The 15947-nt window shown below is 60.1% G+C and carries 11 protein-coding genes and 3 pseudogenes; 6 read left to right on the top strand and 8 right to left on the bottom strand.

The genetic code is table 11. The annotated features are described in order from the left end of the window. The first annotated feature begins 252 nt into the window (after positions 1-252). From P0D96_RS26255 to P0D96_RS26230, 6 genes and pseudogenes are all read left to right on the top strand, one after another. Positions 253-393: a DUF3563 family protein gene (locus P0D96_RS26255; RefSeq protein WP_408316213.1), complete on the top strand. Its 141-nt coding sequence runs from the start codon at positions 253-255 to the stop codon at positions 391-393. Positions 394-584: 191 nt separating this feature from the next. Then, on the top strand, positions 585-1937 hold the full coding sequence (locus tag P0D96_RS26250; RefSeq protein ID WP_408316211.1) for an FAD-dependent oxidoreductase: 1353 nt from the start codon (positions 585-587) through the stop codon (positions 1935-1937). Between the two features lie 126 nt (positions 1938-2063). Next, positions 2064-2261: pseudogene (locus P0D96_RS26245) on the top strand (tyrosine-type recombinase/integrase); the annotation flags it as partial. A gap of 165 nt (positions 2262-2426) precedes the next feature. Beyond that, positions 2427-2957 carry a hypothetical protein gene (locus P0D96_RS26240; protein ID WP_408316209.1) on the top strand — a complete coding sequence of 177 codons (531 nt, stop codon included), beginning with the start codon at positions 2427-2429 and terminating at the stop codon, positions 2955-2957. Between the two features lie 285 nt (positions 2958-3242). After that, positions 3243-3947, top strand: coding sequence for a hypothetical protein (locus P0D96_RS26235; RefSeq protein ID WP_408291994.1), 705 nt, complete (start codon positions 3243-3245; stop codon positions 3945-3947). Further along, a pseudogene (locus P0D96_RS26230) lies at positions 3935-4393 on the top strand (ISKra4-like element ISBte2 family transposase); the annotation flags it as partial. The gene P0D96_RS26235 and the pseudogene P0D96_RS26230, both read left to right, overlap by 13 nt. Before the next feature lie 323 nt (positions 4394-4716). On the opposite strand, the gene P0D96_RS26225 reads toward P0D96_RS26230, so the two are convergent. The 8 genes and pseudogenes from P0D96_RS26225 to P0D96_RS26190 all read right to left on the bottom strand — a co-directional run. Then, positions 4717-6129 (bottom strand): DUF2252 domain-containing protein, encoded by a 1413-nt coding sequence (locus P0D96_RS26225; protein ID WP_408316207.1) that lies wholly within the window; start codon positions 6127-6129, stop codon positions 4717-4719. 236 nt (positions 6130-6365) lie between these two features. Continuing rightward, entirely contained in the window at positions 6366-6734 is a 369-nt protein-coding gene (locus P0D96_RS26220) for a BON domain-containing protein (RefSeq protein ID WP_408291998.1), read from the bottom strand. A 1042-nt stretch (positions 6735-7776) separates the two neighbouring features. Next, on the bottom strand, positions 7777-8511 hold the full coding sequence (locus tag P0D96_RS26215) for an energy transducer TonB (RefSeq protein ID WP_408316205.1): 735 nt from the start codon (positions 8509-8511) through the stop codon (positions 7777-7779). A gap of 1 nt (position 8512) precedes the next feature. Next, the gene (locus P0D96_RS26210) at positions 8513-8914 is read right to left on the bottom strand and encodes an ExbD/TolR family protein (protein WP_408178629.1); all 402 of its coding nucleotides are present in this window, start codon (positions 8912-8914) and stop codon (positions 8513-8515) included. Between the two features lies 1 nt (position 8915). Further along, complete coding sequence (locus P0D96_RS26205; RefSeq protein WP_408316203.1) at positions 8916-9614, bottom strand: MotA/TolQ/ExbB proton channel family protein; 699 nt, start codon at positions 9612-9614, stop codon at positions 8916-8918. A 12-nt stretch (positions 9615-9626) separates the two neighbouring features. Further along, complete coding sequence (locus tag P0D96_RS26200) at positions 9627-11816, bottom strand: TonB-dependent receptor (RefSeq protein WP_408316201.1); 2190 nt, start codon at positions 11814-11816, stop codon at positions 9627-9629. Positions 11817-12033: 217 nt separating this feature from the next. Beyond that, entirely contained in the window at positions 12034-14823 is a 2790-nt protein-coding gene (locus P0D96_RS26195; RefSeq protein ID WP_408316199.1) for a bifunctional YncE family protein/alkaline phosphatase family protein, read from the bottom strand. Positions 14824-15511: 688 nt separating this feature from the next. After that, positions 15512-15661 (bottom strand): annotated as a pseudogene (locus tag P0D96_RS26190) (IS6 family transposase); the annotation flags it as partial. Between the last annotated feature and the right edge of the window lie 286 nt (positions 15662-15947).

Below are 15947 nucleotides of genomic sequence, written 5' to 3'. Positions count from 1 at the left end.
CGCGACAAACGGATCACTATCCGAACACGAACAGAACGCGCAGAGCACTTGTCGTCGACGCCGTCCGGTTTGCCCAAAACGACTAGCCATTGGGCCGGAGGTGATCATGATCACTTTCGGCTCCTTCCTGGCATTTTCGATGCCCCATCAACGAGCCGCGCTTCGTCGCACATCCATGCGCCACGCGATTCCGATTTCGTCGACGCTGCCGCAGCGCGGCGTCGACTCAAACACAATTTCACGGAGATCGTCATGTTCATTGCCTTCCTTCTCGAACGCATTGGCCTGTCATTCGAGCGCGCTGAACGACACCGCAGGGATGAGTACCTTGCAGGTGCGCGAGACCTGGTTGATCTCGAACTGCGCATGCGCTTGCTCGAAAGAGACGGCTAGCCGCGATAGTGCGCCGACGAGCGGGTGCGGTCAGCCCCATCGAGCCCTTGGCGGCATTCGGAATAAACGCTCTTCCACGGCTGTTTTCAAGTCATGTCGCCGATTGCGGACTCCCTGCTCGCAAGAATTTCTGTGATGCAGCGTTCCGCCGAGGTGGTGCCTTATCTCCGATTACCGTTGCAGGAGCTACGATGTCGAATCGTTATTCAGGTGAACGAGCAGTTGTCATTGGCGCGGGAATGGGCGGACTGCCCGCCGCACAGGTTCTGGCCGACTATTTCAGGGAAGTCGTCGTGCTTGAAAGGGATGTCCTTCCCGCGGACGCGACACCGCGGCCCGGTGTACCGCAGGGTGAGCATCCGCATGGCTTGCTTGCCGGCGGGCTCAAGGCGCTGTGCGATCTGTTTCCGGATTTTTCCTCCACACTCGTGCAGGCCGGCGCCAACTCGCTCGACTCCGGTCTCGAGGTATGCCATGAGTATCCGGGGCAGGAACCGTTGCCGGTGCGCAGTCTCGGTGTCGCCACCTTTACGATGACGCGCCCGTTGCTCGAGCTTGCCGTGCGCCGTCGTGTGCGGGAACGCGCAAACGTCGTCTTTCGCGATGAATGCCGTGTCGTTGCCATCGGCGCCACGCCTGATGGCAACGCGGTCGCCTCGGTGGCGTACAAGACCCGCGACGGCAAGCTCGAAGTATTGCCCGCTGACCTCGTCGTCGACGCATCCGGTCGCGGAAAGCCCACGCTGGACTTCCTTAAATCCACCGCCCGCCCGATGCCGGAGGAGACCGTGATCGGCGTGGACTTCGGTTACTCGACTGCCGTCTGTACGATTCCGCCTGACGCGACTCCCGCGAGGAAAGTCGTGATCACCATGCCCAGGGCGCCGCAAGAAAGCCGCATGGGTCTTTTGCTGCTGCGTGAAGACGGCAACTGGTTCGCGGCGCTCGGAGGACGGGGCGCGGATACGCCGCCCGCCGACGGCGATGCATTCACCGCCTACGCCGCAAGCCTGCCGACTTCCAGCGTGTACGACGCGATCAAAGACGCAACGTTGCACGGCCACATCGAACAGTTTGCGTTCCCTGAGAGCCGTCGACGTCACTTCAACACCACCGGCGATTTTCCGCGCGGACTGATTCCGATCGCCGATTCGGTTTGTCGCTTCAATCCGGTCTACGGACAGGGCATGAGCGCCGCGGCTCAGGAGGCCGTCGTGCTGCGAAATCTGCTCGCGGCGCACGCCAGTGATGCCGATCCGCTTGCCACACTGAGCAGTGAGTTTCTATCCACGATCGAATCGATCATCGAGAATCCGTGGTCGCTGGCGGCGCTGCCCGATCTGGCCTATCCCGATGCCCGGGGCAAACGTCCAGCCGATCTGGAAGAATCGATCGGGCATCACATGGCGATCACCCAGGCGGCGCACCACGATCCCGACATCCATAAACGGCTGATCGAGGTGTTGAATCTGCTGAAGCCGGTCAGCGCGCTAAAGGCGCCGGCGATCACGCAGAAGGTGACCGGCGAAGAGGTCAAAGCCTGATGACGTCTGCACGAAGCCGAGGCGCACCGGTCCACCATATTCCTTGCATAAGTGAATGATGCCTCATGAGATGAGCATTGCGGTGCGTGCGCCAAACTCTGCGAGAGACGGTATCGTGCCGCTGGCCTCGGTGCTGGTCATGGCAGCCATAGTGGACGAAGGACATTTGTAAGCCGCCTGGTTGCGCAGGGCGACTCGCTCGACACGGTGCAGTTTCTGCTTGGGCATTCCGATCTGGATCACGTTGCCCCGTATCTGGAGGTGACTCGGCGGGAGCGATGGGAAGCCATCGCGACATTCGACAGGGTCTTTGATAAAGATTGATGCGTGGATGCCGTTAACTATCGTTGGATGCAGATTCCACGTTCGAAGCAGATTCATGCAATTCGCATGATTAGCCAAATAGACGGTCGTGGGCCGGAAATGCGCAGAGTTCGCTGTATCAAATCGATTGAATTACTCGACGACACATTAAAGAGAAATTAGCACATGCAGAAGGCTAGAAAGGGTTTCCTCCGGGTTGGGGCGATGCTTGCCCTCTCTATGCTCGCGGCGAGCTGCGCGATCGACCCTTCCTCTCCGACACCATCGGGACAGAACTTTGCGCCCGAGATGACCGGCGCGTTCAATGTGGTGGAAATGAGCGATAGCAGAGCGGGATTTTCTCGCCTGACCACCTCTTTCAGCTCGGACGGAACAATCGGCTCGCTTGTGTACGACTACTCGAATGGGAATCGCATGGATGTCGAACTCACTGGTTGCGCATCGTACACTCGCCATATTCTCCCTGGCCTAATGCACGACAACGCCACGGTTGAACAGGACATTCATGAGGTCCGTTGCCGATCCACGGGATCTGTATGGCGCGTCGCAATTTTTCGGAAGGGTGCGTCTGGAACGGGCATCACTGCGTCGTTGAAGGCGGCGACGGGCTACGAATTTTCCTTTGATGTCCCCTTTAGATCCACTGTTGCAGTCAAGCCCGCCCCGGAGCGAGAGTCAATAAAGAAATCCGGGTAATCGGAAAAGCGGCCCGCCGCGCAACAAGGAACACATGAACCAAAACACAGACGCGAGCAAACTGCCCGCATGGACGTTGCTGGTTTCTGTGCCTGGACGGTTGGCCGCACTGACGATCCTATGGAAGTGCCACGACTTCGGCTTGTCCTGGTGGGTCGGCGTGCCAGCTGTCCTTGTGGTTGTGGTCGTAGGCATCTTGTTCGGCCCATCGAGCGTAAGTACTCACCATCACGGCGTTAAAACGGAAAACGGAAATGCGCTCGTGCGGGTCACAAAGGAAACCTGTTGTACGCGGCACCAGCGGCAGCCTCGAAGGTCCATGCCTATAAGACGCTTCGCAAGATCACAATCAACTTTATTGATTTGAAAGAGGAGGGTTTTGTGCCATTTCAACCGGTTTCTTTAGTGGAAGATAACGCGTCTGGCAAGTTTCCATCTGGATTGAGGGCTTTATTCAATCAATGTGGCAATAAGCACTACAACGGATCGCTAAGGCTCCTTGACGCCCACCATGCCGAAAAGGTAATACCGATCTTCCATGATGAATGTCTGGAGAATAAACCAGAGACATACGCTCTCCTCCAAAAGGTTCGCAAAGCGATGCGCATCCAACATAATGCCTTTCTCCCTTTTGTCGAAGATGCGCGGTCCGTACATCAGAATGAGCACGGTTATTTGCCGCACAAGGATGATGCCCCGTCCGCGGTCAGTGCTCCTTTCATTCGATACGCCGCGAAGACGGTTGGTGCTCTCCCGCATAATCAGGCAGCAGCAAACGCGACTACCAATGGGCAGTTTATGGAATACACGTGTCAGGACGATCTGTACGTGGAGTGCCGATTTGTCGTCGACTACCGTTTTGGCTTTGTCTACATGACCTTTGGACACTATCATAGGGATTCGTTTGCTTTGCTTATCCGCTCTAGCGCAGAGTTGTATTTCGAGGTTATGCCGACTTTGCCGGCACTGAAGGTGAATTACGCGCAATAGACGAACTTATTGTCTTCGGCACGGTTCGTTTTCCGAAGTGGCCGGATCATATCGTGCCTGTGCGAGACTTTCTGCCAGTTGGATATGCGATATAGTCCAATGACAGAGTATGTTCCTGAGCGCGCGACCGGTGAGCTGATTGCGCTCGAAGCGAAGCTCTCGGCACAGATGCCGTATCGACGGGCTGCCGCAACAATACGCGAGTTCTTACCTGTAAGGAGCAGCCTGAATCACGTGACTGTTCTGAACACGGCCTTCGCATCGGTACTCGTGTAGAGGCCGTGTAACCAGTAACGCAGACCGGCATGGACGGCGACCCCGAATGGACTCTGACCATTGGTGGGGGATTCGTCCGGGCCGGCGTAAACCGGAATGTTCGATTTGAGGTGCTAACAGGGCGACTGTCTGCGCAAGGCGAGACGTGTCGCACGTTCGCGTTCGTGCGAGTACCGACCCACGCACCCAATGTCGATCGCGGTATCGCGAGACCCGCCGGCGCTGACGCCTTCCAACCGGCACGTCTTCTTCGATAGTGTTCACGTGTCCACCTATTTAAGTGCACACGATGCTCCCAAGACCTTCAACGTTACTCAAGACAGGATCGCCGGCCGCTTACGCACCACATCCATTGGACCGATCCGGGAGAAGCAACCGCAAGCTGCCCATGAAGGACTGTGAAAAGGCATTGAGCCGGCGGCACGTCGGGCTGGTCAAGTTGCCACGACAAGTCTTTCGCCACGCTCTGTCGCGTGTGAGTGGTGCAGGACGGCTACTCCTCAACGAGAGCCTCCAGTCGGCCTGCACGTACCGCGTTCACCAGCGCTGCGTGGTCGCGCTCCGTCTGATCTGCATAGGCGAGGGAGAACGCGCCGATGGCCTCGTCAAAGGTGTCACCCTTGCCCAGATAGCCACTGATGGTCGTGGCGTCCCCGGACTTGGCATGGGCGCGGGCCAGGGTCCAGCCGCAGAACTGGGCATAGCGGTTGAGCTGCGCGGCGGTCATTTCATCGAGGACAACCGACATCTTCATGTCCCGCAACTGCCGCACAAAAAAGTCATAGCCTCGCTGTCCCCGCAACCACCCTAAAAAGATGTCGCTGGAGGACTGCATCAGCCGTTGTCCCATGACGACGCGCTGCCCCTGATTTTCATAATGGCTCTTTCCCGCATAGGGTTCGAGCACCGACCGGCGCTGTTCCTTGAACTGGAGCATCAGGGGATGGTCTTCCTCGTCGAAAAACAGCCCGATGAAGCACCGGGTGCCGACGCTGCCAATACCCACGACCTTCAGGGCGAAGTCCTCCAGGTGGTAGCGATCCATGAGGACACGGCGCTCGTCGGACAGCGACCGGCGATAGTCGGCGAGTGCCTCACGAACCCGTTCCTCGAAGCCCGGGTCACTGACGTGGTAGAGCAGCGGCGGTTGATCGACCAGGCGGCGTCGTCCAGCCACTTCGCCGGTGATCTTGGGAAAGAGGTTTTCGACAACACGCTGGCGGGCTTTTTCTGCCAGTCGCTCCCGGTATTTTTTGACCTTTTCATCGGGCGCCATCGCAATGAGGGTTTCCATGTCCAGGCGGGTGTACCAGACTTCCAGAGGATTCGTCCGGGAATACTCCCGCAGGCGTTCCCGATATGCGCGCACGCACTCGAGGACGGCTTTCCGGGAATCCGCATCCGGCAAGTCGTTATCGCGCCCAGCAATCGCGAAACTGACGGCCAGCCGTTTCAGATCCCATTCCCAAGGCGCTGGCAGCGTTTCGTCAAAGTCGTTCAGATCGAAGACCAGATTGCGCTCCGGGGTGGCAAACAGGCCAAAATTCAACAGGTGGCAGTCTCCACAGGCTTGCACTCGAAGACCTGTACTTGGGGTAGTCGCAAGATCGTGGGCCATGAGCGCCGCCGAGCCGCGCAGGAACGTGAAGGGACTGCGGAGCATACGGCCATAGCGGATCGGGACCAATTCCGGCAAGCGATCCAGGTTCGATTCTTCCAGTATCTCGATGGGGTCCCGGCGCTGTGCCGATGGTGTCCAGTCGGCGTGGCTGTTGCGCGGCACCCGATCGCGCAACGCTCGACCGGCGGCAAGTCGCTCTGACCGGGAGCGAGGAGCCGGGACATCCTCCGCGACGTTATTGACCCTGACCTTGGCTTTCCCAGGCACCTTCACCATGGTTTCCATGCTCACCTCCTCCTGACCGGCTCGCGATGCGGAGTTCACTCTGGCATGGCGGAGGCCGGCATCCTCTGATCCTGCCGGCCCCGGGCACGTGCCCAAAAATACTTCAGATATCGAGCTTGCTAACCTTCGTGCACCTGCGGTGCGAGGTTAGCCATCAACCCTGCATGGGTGAGCACGGAGGTCCAGCCTTTACTATTGCGAAATTAACCCCCGCCGGCCGACCTGATCAGGAAGGATCACTGACCCACTTCTTTCAGTGTCAGGGAATTCTTCACCGACGTGACGCCGGACACCCCCTTCGCTAGTTCTCCCGCCTTGTCGATCTGGGTCGCGTCAGTGACGGCTCCCACGAGCGTCACTGCACTGCCTTTCGCAACTACGTTGATTCTGGACGTGCCGACACCGCCCTTCGAGAGCGCGACAAGCACTTTCTTGCTGAGTGCGCGATTCGCCTGTCTGGTGGCTTTCGCGCTTCCTCCGCTTGACGGCGCCATACTGGATTGAGTCGACGGCGCAGCGGATTCGCTAGTCTGCGACCACGCATTGACGGATACCACGACGATCAATGCGCCACCCATCAGCTTGAATGTCCTGATTGCTTTCATTTCTCGCTCCTGTTGAGGCACGATAGATCCGGCGGGAATCGCCGGTCTGCATCTGACAACGGACCTTAACCCGACGATCATGCTAGTCGAGTCGTCGACCATTGCGGACGATCACGTTCAGATTCGACTGACTAGTGCCGGTCCTCAAGACCTTTGAGGTGACTCTCCGGTTCCTTCAGAAGAAATCATGGATGGGCGGCTGCAATTCGCTCAGAGTCCCGGAGTCGAGCGAATTGAAAGTCGGCGCCACCGAAGCGCCGCGAACGAATCTGGCCGGCATTTCCGCCGCTATGAACACGATGACGGACCGGTCTTTTTTCGCCTCTGTCTTCGCCATTCCTGTCTTCGCGAGTCCCGGTTCAGGTACTTTCCGGAGTTCCTTTCATAATGTAGGCTGCGGAACAAAAAGCGGCAATGCAACTTTGGTCCAATTCCTGGAGCATCGGGAGCGCGTTACGCTGATCGAATCCACTTTCGAGTCAGCCAAACCGGTGACTGCCGCAACCACCCCCAGTCGCCTCAGCGCGTTGCCCCTATCGCGCCAGACCATACTGACAAATGTGGCGCGCCGAGGCACAACCCAAATTCGGGTTCTCCCTGGTCGGCGCAAGGAGGCCATCTGCTCCCGTGACGTTGGCAGCAAATTTGGTGCTGTGCCAGTGATCGCCAGTTCGGCCGCCAACCAGTATGACCATGCGCTATCTGCCCATGAAGAAATCATGTGCACTACTGGTATGACGCATCCGGAAGATGTCGAAACGCGCGAACCGGTCCTCGATACTGTCGATCGAATTTCGGAATTGTGCTTTGGCCCGTTCATGGCGCTGACTTTCGTGGGAGCCGTATCGGCCGCCACGGCAGGAGAAGATGCCGGACGAAATGGACCGGACCCGGCCGCCGGCGTTAGCGCGTCTCGCGGCGCAATGCCATGCGATTTCTTTCTCATCGATGTGTTTTCGAGGCCGACGTTGTATTCCGCATACGGTCATGCACAGTGGACGAACGGCGCGATCTCATTGGTCCAACGACCTAACAATAGTCTTCACCCCTTACTGTCGAGCGTGAAATCGACCCATAGCTGCTCGGGCAGGCTCTTGCCCTCGAGCCCATGGGGCGGAGGCGGGCACACGGCGTCGCGCACGGCCGCGAGCGCGGCATGGTCGAGCAGGCCCATGCCGCTGGACGTCACGACGTGTGTGTCGGACACTGCGCCGTCGCGATAGACGAACCGGACGAGCGTCCGCCCGGTTACCCCTTCCATGCGGGCCGATTCTGGATAGCGCAGCGCCGCTTCGATCGCGGCGCGCAGCGCGGCATCAAAACTCGCTTCGGGGCGGGCCGGAGCGGGGACGGGCGCTGGCGCGGGACGCGGTGCGGGAGGGGACGCGGGTTCGGCCGGCGCGGCGCTCTGAGCGGGCGCGGTGTTCGGCGCCGGAATCGGCGCGGCCGGCTGCGGCTTCGGCGGTGCCGCGTGCGCGACGCGCGCCTGATGTACCGCTGGAGCGCGACGCGGCTCCACGGCCGGTTTCGGCACCGGCTTCGACACTTCGCGCCCGGGGATGCGCGCGGGCTTCGGCGCCGGGGCCGTCGGCGGCGCCAGCGTGATCGTCATCGGCTCGGGCCGCCTCGGCGCAGAGATGCGCGGATGAGTCAGCCATGCGCCGACGCCCGCGAGCAGGAGCGCCTCGACGGCTAGCGCGAGAGTGGCTGACATATAGAGCGGCTTGCGCGTGCCGGGGTGCGGCGCATGCTGCGCGACGGTCGGCATCGACGACATGTCAGTCCACCTTTTCCGGTTGCGCGGCCAGCGACACCTGCGTAACGCCGGCCGCGCGGCACGCGTCCATCACGTTCACGAGCTTCTGCAACTGCACGTCCTTCGCGCCCGCGATGGTCACCACCGTATGCGCCGGATCGGGGCGCTTCGCGAGCAGCGCGGTCAGATCGGCCGTGCTGAGCGTGCGGCCGTCGACCGACACGCTGCCGTCGGCCGCGAGCGTCACCGTCACCTTCGGCGGAGGCAGGCTCTGTGCGCTCGCGGCCGACGGCAGCTGCGTGCGCAGGCCCGCGTTCGGAATCATGTGCAGCGTGATCATGATGAAAAACACCAGCATGAAGAACATGATGTCGATCATCGGAATGATCTCTATGCGCGCCTTGCGTGCCTCAAAGTACTTCACGTTATGCTCCCCGCCGGGCGAGCGACCCGATCACCCCGTGGGGGGTTTCAGTTTCCGCCTCCCGCGCGACCTGGACATCCGGGATGTCGCTCGTCAGGCGATTGACGAGCGCGGTCTTCAGCGTATCGAGTTGATGCACGACCAGTCGCACGCGATTATGCAGGGCATTGAAGAACACGAGTCCGATCATCGCGACGAACAGGCCCGACGCAGTCGCGATCAGCGCCTCGGCGACGCCGCCCGTCACCTGGATCGGCGCGTTGCCCGGATTCGACAGCACCTGAAACGCGTCGAACATGCCGACGATCGTGCCGAACAGGCCGAGCAGCGGCGCCAGCGTGACCGCGGTATCGAGCACCCACAGGAAACGGTCGATGCGGGGAGCCTCGCGCATCACTGCTTCCTCGAGGCTCGCGGCGAGCGTGTCGCGATCGGCGCGTCCGGCGAGCCGGCCCGCGGTTGCGATCACGCTGCCCGTCGGGAGCCCGTCGTGCCGTTGGGCCCAGGCCGCGAGCGCGCTCGCGTTCAGCGTCTTCTGATGGTCCAGTTCGGCAAGCGCCGCGTGCGCATCGCGCGCGACACGATGCAGGAACCACAGCCGCTCGATGACCACGGTCAGTGAGACGAACAGCAGCGCGGCGATCACATACAGCACGCCGCCGGAATGATCGGCGACGCGTAACAGGATGTCCATCGACATGATCGATCCTCCTCAAAAATCCGCATGCAGGGAAACGTAGGCGGCCAACGGCGCGCCAAGGTAGGCGCCGACCACGTTGGTGGCGATGTAGTAGCGCTGGTTGGTGACGTTGTCGATGTTCAGATCGACCCCCCAGTGAGGCTCCGCATAGCCGAACTGCAGGTTCTCGATCAAAGAGGCAGGCGCCCAGTCGTAGCCGTTGGCGAAGCCGTTCGACATCCGGCTCATGTAATTGATGCCGGCACCCGCATGAAAGCCCGCCCTGCCGAAGAGACTGAAGCGATACGTCGTCCACAGGTTCGCCATATAGGCGAGCACGCCCTGCGGGACCGTACCGACTGCGCCAGGAGTGTCTGGGCTATAAGTGATACGCGCGTGCTGCGCGGTGAAATTCGCGTACACGTGCCAGTTCGGTGTGAGATCCGCGTCGAGCGAGGCCTCGGCGCCGCGCGTGCGCTGCGAATCGAACGCGATCTGGTCGTCGCCGAACGGGGTCGCCACGTGTTCCCGCTGCACGTCGAACAGCGCGGTGTTGAGCACGTAGCGCCCGTCGTCGAGCGACCACTTTACGCCTAGCTCGTATTGCAACGCCGATTCCGGCGGGCCGATGGAAAACGCATCGTTCTCCGAGTTGAAATTCGCGAGGTAGCTGCGCGATACGCCGAAATACGGTGTCATCCAGGGCGTGACCTTGTACAGCACGCCGGCGTTCCAGCTGGTCGGCGCATCGTTGCGCGTATACGTATTGCCCTGAACCAGCGTGATGCCGTCGTTGGCGGTACGGTTCGGCTCGCCGGGGAGCGGGTTCAGGGTCAGCGACGTATCGAACCAGTCCTTGCGCACGCCCGCGCGAATCTTGAACTTGTCCGTCACGTCCACCTGATCGGTCGCGTAAATGCTGTAGAAGTTCGCGTACACATGGTCGTTCTGGCACGAGTGAGAGGGCGCGCACTGGAAATGCAGGCTTGCGATGGAGGTTTCCGTCGGAACCGGCGCGAAGATGTCCTCGATGTCCGGAAGGTCTGCCGTCGCCTTCACCGTGTTGAGATCCTGGTTCAGGTATTCGAAGCCCGTCAGCAGCGTATGGTGGATGCTGCCCGTCGAGAATTTCCAGACCGGCTCCAACTGGTAGTCGAGCGTGTTGAGCGAATCGTCCTGATCACGCAACTGGCGGCCGGTGAATGTGTTGCCCTTGACCTTCGCGTGCGTGCTGTCGCCGTTGCTGTAGAAGTCCAGCGTGTGGTGCATGTACGACAAACGATTGTTGATCGTCAGGTAGTCGCTGATGCGCCACTCGTCCGTGAGCGTGGCGCGTACATCGTTGCCGTGTGCGTTCGCGAACGGCGTCGAATATTTGGCGTCGAACGGGACATTGCGGATCGGCTCCCCCTTGTAATAGATCATCCCGTATGAGTCGGGCGTTGCCATATAGTCCTGCGCGTCGATCGAGAACTCGATCTTGTGGTCGCCGATTTTCCATTGCAGATCGGGACGGATTTCCTTGTTCCACGATGCGAGGTCGCGGTAGCCGTCGGAGCGGCCGGCGCCGGCGTCCACGCGATAGTTCAGTCCGTCGATGCCGGTTGGACCGGTGACGTAGCCACTGGCGTTAACGGTACCGAACGAGCCGGCCTGGATATTGCCGCCCCAGTGGAACTGCGCCGACGGCGTGTAGTGGATCAGGTTTATCGCGCCGCCCGGAGGGCCGCTGCCGAGCAGCGCCGACCCCGGTCCTTCGAGCACTTCGATGCGCTCGACGCCCAGCAGCGAATGCGTCGGGCCGTTGACCTGGTCGCCGTCCGAGAAGCCGTCGTCATAGGTCTGCGCCTGCAGGCCGCGGATCATGAAGTGGTCGGTGAAGCCTTTCGAATCGGTACCGCCATAGTTCACGCCGGACACGTTGCCGTTCCGGATCGCTTCCTGCAACGACGTGACGCCTTGTTCGTCGAGAATTCCGCGCGGAATGACCTGCACGCTCATCGGCAGGTCGCCGAGCGCGGTACCCGTCTTGCTGACGCCCGTGACCTGATACGGGTCGTTGACGTTATGGTCGCGCCCGGCCGCGGCCGTCGCAGCGGTGACGGAAATCTCGCCGAGCGTGCTCGCGGGTTGCGTCTGCCGGGTTGGCGTCTGTTGACCTTGTGCTTGCTGAGGCTGTTCCTGTTGAGCTTGTTGAGCCTTCGCCAAATTGGGGAATGACAAAGCGGCAAATAGCGCCGATATGGCAATTGCGGTTCGGGACCTGGATACGTTCGTTGGCTTCACGCGGTGCTGGCTATTGTTGGAGACGGTAGTGAGAAGGTCGGCGGGTGGCCGTCCGTTGGGACAGCGACCCGCCGTGACTGGCTACTTCGGATCTCGCGCATCAGGCAGTGCAAGGCCGCCCGATGCACTGGAACCGGACCACGCGACGACCTGCTTAATCGTCGTCGTCGTCGACAGCGGCGACCGACTTCGAACCGTCGGCTGCGGCCTTCGAGTAGATCGAGTGCGGGACGGGATACGGCTTGTCACCCATCACGCCCTTCCACTGCACGCGATTGAACAGATCCGGCGGAATACGATCTTCTTTGGAGAAGTCGAAGTCCTTCGTCGCGTTCGCCCAGTACGTCGCGGCATGCAGCGGATGAATGTCCTCGCCTTGGGCAAACTGGTTGCCGTCGGTGCCGCTCGCCACGTTGCCCACGTTCGTGTTTTTCAGAATCGTCGAAGCGACCGCCGTGTAGGTCCACGAACCGTCCGACTTCGTGTCGAAGAGGTCGGACATCGGACGCGCGTACGCCGTGTTCAGGTCGATATGCTGGGTACCGAGCAGGTCTTCCATGGTACGGAGCGCGTTGACCTGGCTGTAGGCGGTGCTGACGACGGCGTGCTTCTTCACGTACGCACCGACGACGTAAGCGGGCGAGCGGTGCGAGTCGACGTGATCGGAACCGGCTTGCGAGTCATCCTCGACCACCACGATCAGCGTGTCCCGCGCATACGGGCTGTGCGCGACGGTTTCGACCAGCTTGCCAACTGCGAAGTCGTTATCGGCTTCTTCCTGCTCAGCCGAACCCATCTGGCCGACGTTCTGGGCAAAGCTGCCGGTGTGGTCGGAGCCCATGCGGACGACTTCAAACGACGGGAGCTGGCCGTTCGCGACGTACTGCTGGAACTCGCGGTTCCATTCGAGTTCGCGGAAGGTGTCGGGATAGGCCTGGTCGAAGCCGCGGTAGTACTGGTCCGTCAGGTTGACGAGCGAAGGCTTGAGCGGATGAGCCTGGACGATGTTGGCACCAGCCGGATTGAGCAGCGGGTTGGCGATCGTGCCGATCGAGCCAACGTTGTTGACCATGCCGCCGTAGTTGCGGACCGCACCGCCTGCTTGCAGAACCGCGTCGTAGATGCTCGCTTTCTGGTAGCCGAACGGCGCATCCGGCACCGACACGTCGGCGCTGCCCGGTAGCGCGTTGGCCGCGCCGCCCGGCAGCGACGACGTGGCGCTTGTGAAGCTGCCATTCGTGGCGAAGTCGCGCATGGCGGTGGTGGGGAGGCCAACCGGCAGACCGCGGTTGTCGCCTTCGGATTCATACGCCATGCCGCGGCTGACGCCGGCGTAGTTCTCCTGCTGCGAAACTTCCTCGGTCGGCGTGACGTGTGCGTGCTGCACCCACGACCAGCCGTCCATCGAACCGTCGCCGGGATCGGTGAAGTTGTCGAGCGTGACGAAGTTGCTGGCGATGTTGTGGAAGTTCGGCGTGGTGGCCTTGCCGTACATCGTCAGCGTCGGATCGCCGTTCGAGCCGTTGCCGAGGTCGCCGAGGATCTGGTCGAACGTGCGGTTTTCCTTCACGACGTAGATCACGTGCCTGATACGAGCGCGCAAGAAGTGCATCGTCTCGCGATCGCTATCCGACTCCTTCTCCGAGTAGTGGTTATTTTCGTCCACCTGGGTGGTCAGCTGGGCGAGCACATCGCCCGTCGGGACCGGAGCACTGACGAGACTGCTCTGTTCCAGGCCGAACTGGTACTGGGCCGTGGTACCCGAGGTATAGAGAGGGTTCGGGCCCGTGACCGACTTGCCGTTGATGAGGTACATCTGCGAGCCATCGGCGCTCAGCGTGATGTCCTTCGGCGCATAGGCGGTCGGGATCAGACCGTTGACGTGGTAGCCGTTCTCGCCGGTGAGCGAGATCACAGCGATCGAGTTGTCGCCGTTGTTGACCGCATACAGGGTCTTGCCGTTCTTCGAAACGGTCACGTTGACCGTATCGCGGCCGCTGTATTTCTTGTTATTGCCGCTACCCCGGTCGTTGCCGTCACCATTCTGGCTGGCGATGTCGATCGTTTTCTCAACCCTGTGGCTGGCGGTATCGATGACGGCGACCTGGTCGGTGTTCGATACGGCGACGTAGAGCTTAGACTGATCGGGCGAGAAGGCCATGCCGTATGCATTGCCCTTCACCGGGATGCGCGTGATGAATTGCGGCGCGGCCGGGTTCGCCAGGTTCAGCACCACGACTTCACGGTCACGCACCGACGAGATGAACGCGGTCCCGTCGGCCTTCAGCGAAACCGCCCACGGGTATTCGCCACCGGCGACACCCTGCTGGCCCGACGTGTTGAACGGACGCAGGTCGTATTCGGAAACGAGCGTGTTCGAGCCCGTATCGATGATGGAGATTGAGTCGTTGTAGTTGTTGACAACGACCAGGTTCCGGCCGTCAGCGGAGACAGCGAGGCCGCCAGCGTTCGGCTTGACGCCCGAACCGATACCCGTCGTGTGGTTCAGTGCGATGGCCGCGGTCTGGGACCATTGCGCCGACGGGGCAGCCGAAGCGCGGTTGTACACATAGACCTTGTCGTCGGCGCCGCCGGTGCCGTACAGGGTCTGGTTGCCGTTCCAGGCGAGACCGTCGAACGCGTTGTTCTGGTGAATGACTTGCGCCAGCATCGGGTGGGCCTTGTTCGCGCCCGACACGTCATAGATGAAGATGTACTGGGTCGAGTCAGCCTTGTCCAGCGTGCTGTTGTTGGCGCCCGTGTAGACGGTGTTGTAGCCAGCGGTGATCACGGCCAACGTGTTGCCGTCCGGGCTGAGCTGCGACTTGATGGCACCGCTGACCACTTGGGTCGACTTGGCCGAAAGCTGCGGATTCAGCAATTGCTGGACGGCGCCCGGAATGGCTCTCGGGGAGATGAACTGGCCGGTCGGCAACAGTTCCATATTGCTTTGAGGTGCTGCGCTTACTTGAAGGGTTGGGAAGAGTATAGAGCCGGTAAGTAATCCTAATGTAATGCTAGACTGAACCAGTCTGCATTTTTTCATTTCATATCTCCAGAAAACAAACAGAATTGAAATCTCTGCTCCTGAACTGAACGTCTCAGATCTGTTCTGTTACCCCTGATCTAAAATTGGAGCTGCTTGTGCTGAGCGTTTCTGAGCCTCAGCCAGAAAAATCTATCGTTTGCATATGTCAGAGACGTGAATCAAGACGTGGCGAAAAAAAATGCGGATCGACGGGTTGTATAAGCAAATTGTTATTCGGATTTCCGAAATTTGTGCCTTTATAAAAAAGCCTCTCGATGTATGCACTTTTTTCCGAAAACTAAAGACCCACTCATTCGCTTTACTCAAAAAATTACCGGAGATTGAAAATACTTCGCAGTCTGCACTATGCGTAAATAGAGTGATTTTCTTTCTCACAACTGGCTGCCAGTTTTTGCGAGTCATCGAGCGGATCTTTTCGGGCACGGTACATAAACTGGTTTCGTCGCAATAAGGACGGTTGGGCGAAGCCAGCGGGTGAATTGCGCTGGTTTATGAAACCAGGGAGTAGAATTGCTGTGCGACGGACAAGCGAATGCCTTTGTGGCATGTCATCTGCCCTTGGCGATCATGTCAGCGATGTAGAGCGGATGCGCCGGGCGATACCCAGGCCGAACTTCACCGACCAGCTTCGCACCGTTTCATAGATAAGGTCAATGCCGCAAGCTGCCAGCAACTCCTCAACCATACGCAGGCTCAACTGAAAACGGTAGTACAGCCACACCGCATAACTGATCGCGTCGGGCGGAAATCGCTAGCCGGCATAGACATAGCGTCGTTGGCAGGTGCGCTGTGTTGGAGAGCAGTCCGTTTCATACCCGCAATTGTCGCTGCATTTCCGCCAACATCCCAGCAACGTGACAGTATCCGCGCAAGACAAGCGGCAGGCGCGCATACAGGTTTTAAAGTGTGGGAAACCGTGACCGGCAACGCGACGTTGGATCGCCTTGCCGCACAAATCAGGAATGCTGATGTTCAAAGTCTTCGCCCGCTCGACCATCAACAACGTGACAGTACACGCG

This window comes from Paraburkholderia sp. RL17-347-BIC-D, from assembly GCF_046027915.1.
GTDB lineage: Bacteria > Pseudomonadota > Gammaproteobacteria > Burkholderiales > Burkholderiaceae > Paraburkholderia.
This window is presented reverse-complemented; position numbering and strand designations above follow the sequence as displayed.

Bases quoted from the DNA above. Each gene is read 5' to 3' on its own strand.
- P0D96_RS26215 (WP_408316205.1), bottom strand. From the start codon at position 8,511: ATGTCGTCGATGCCGACCGTCGCGCAGCATGCGCCGCACCCCGGCACG.
- P0D96_RS26195 (WP_408316199.1), bottom strand. From the start codon at position 14,823: ATGGAACTGTTGCCGACCGGCCAGTTCATCTCCCCGAGAGCCATTCCG.
- P0D96_RS26220 (WP_408291998.1), bottom strand. From the start codon at position 6,734: ATGAAAGCAATCAGGACATTCAAGCTGATGGGTGGCGCATTGATCGTC.
- P0D96_RS26205 (WP_408316203.1), bottom strand. From the start codon at position 9,614: ATGTCGATGGACATCCTGTTACGCGTCGCCGATCATTCCGGCGGCGTG.
- P0D96_RS26250 (WP_408316211.1), top strand. From the start codon at position 585: ATGTCGAATCGTTATTCAGGTGAACGAGCAGTTGTCATTGGCGCGGGA.
- P0D96_RS26225 (WP_408316207.1), bottom strand. From the start codon at position 6,129: ATGGAAACCATGGTGAAGGTGCCTGGGAAAGCCAAGGTCAGGGTCAAT.
- P0D96_RS26240 (WP_408316209.1), top strand. From the start codon at position 2,427: ATGCAGAAGGCTAGAAAGGGTTTCCTCCGGGTTGGGGCGATGCTTGCC.
- P0D96_RS26255 (WP_408316213.1), top strand. From the start codon at position 253: ATGTTCATTGCCTTCCTTCTCGAACGCATTGGCCTGTCATTCGAGCGC.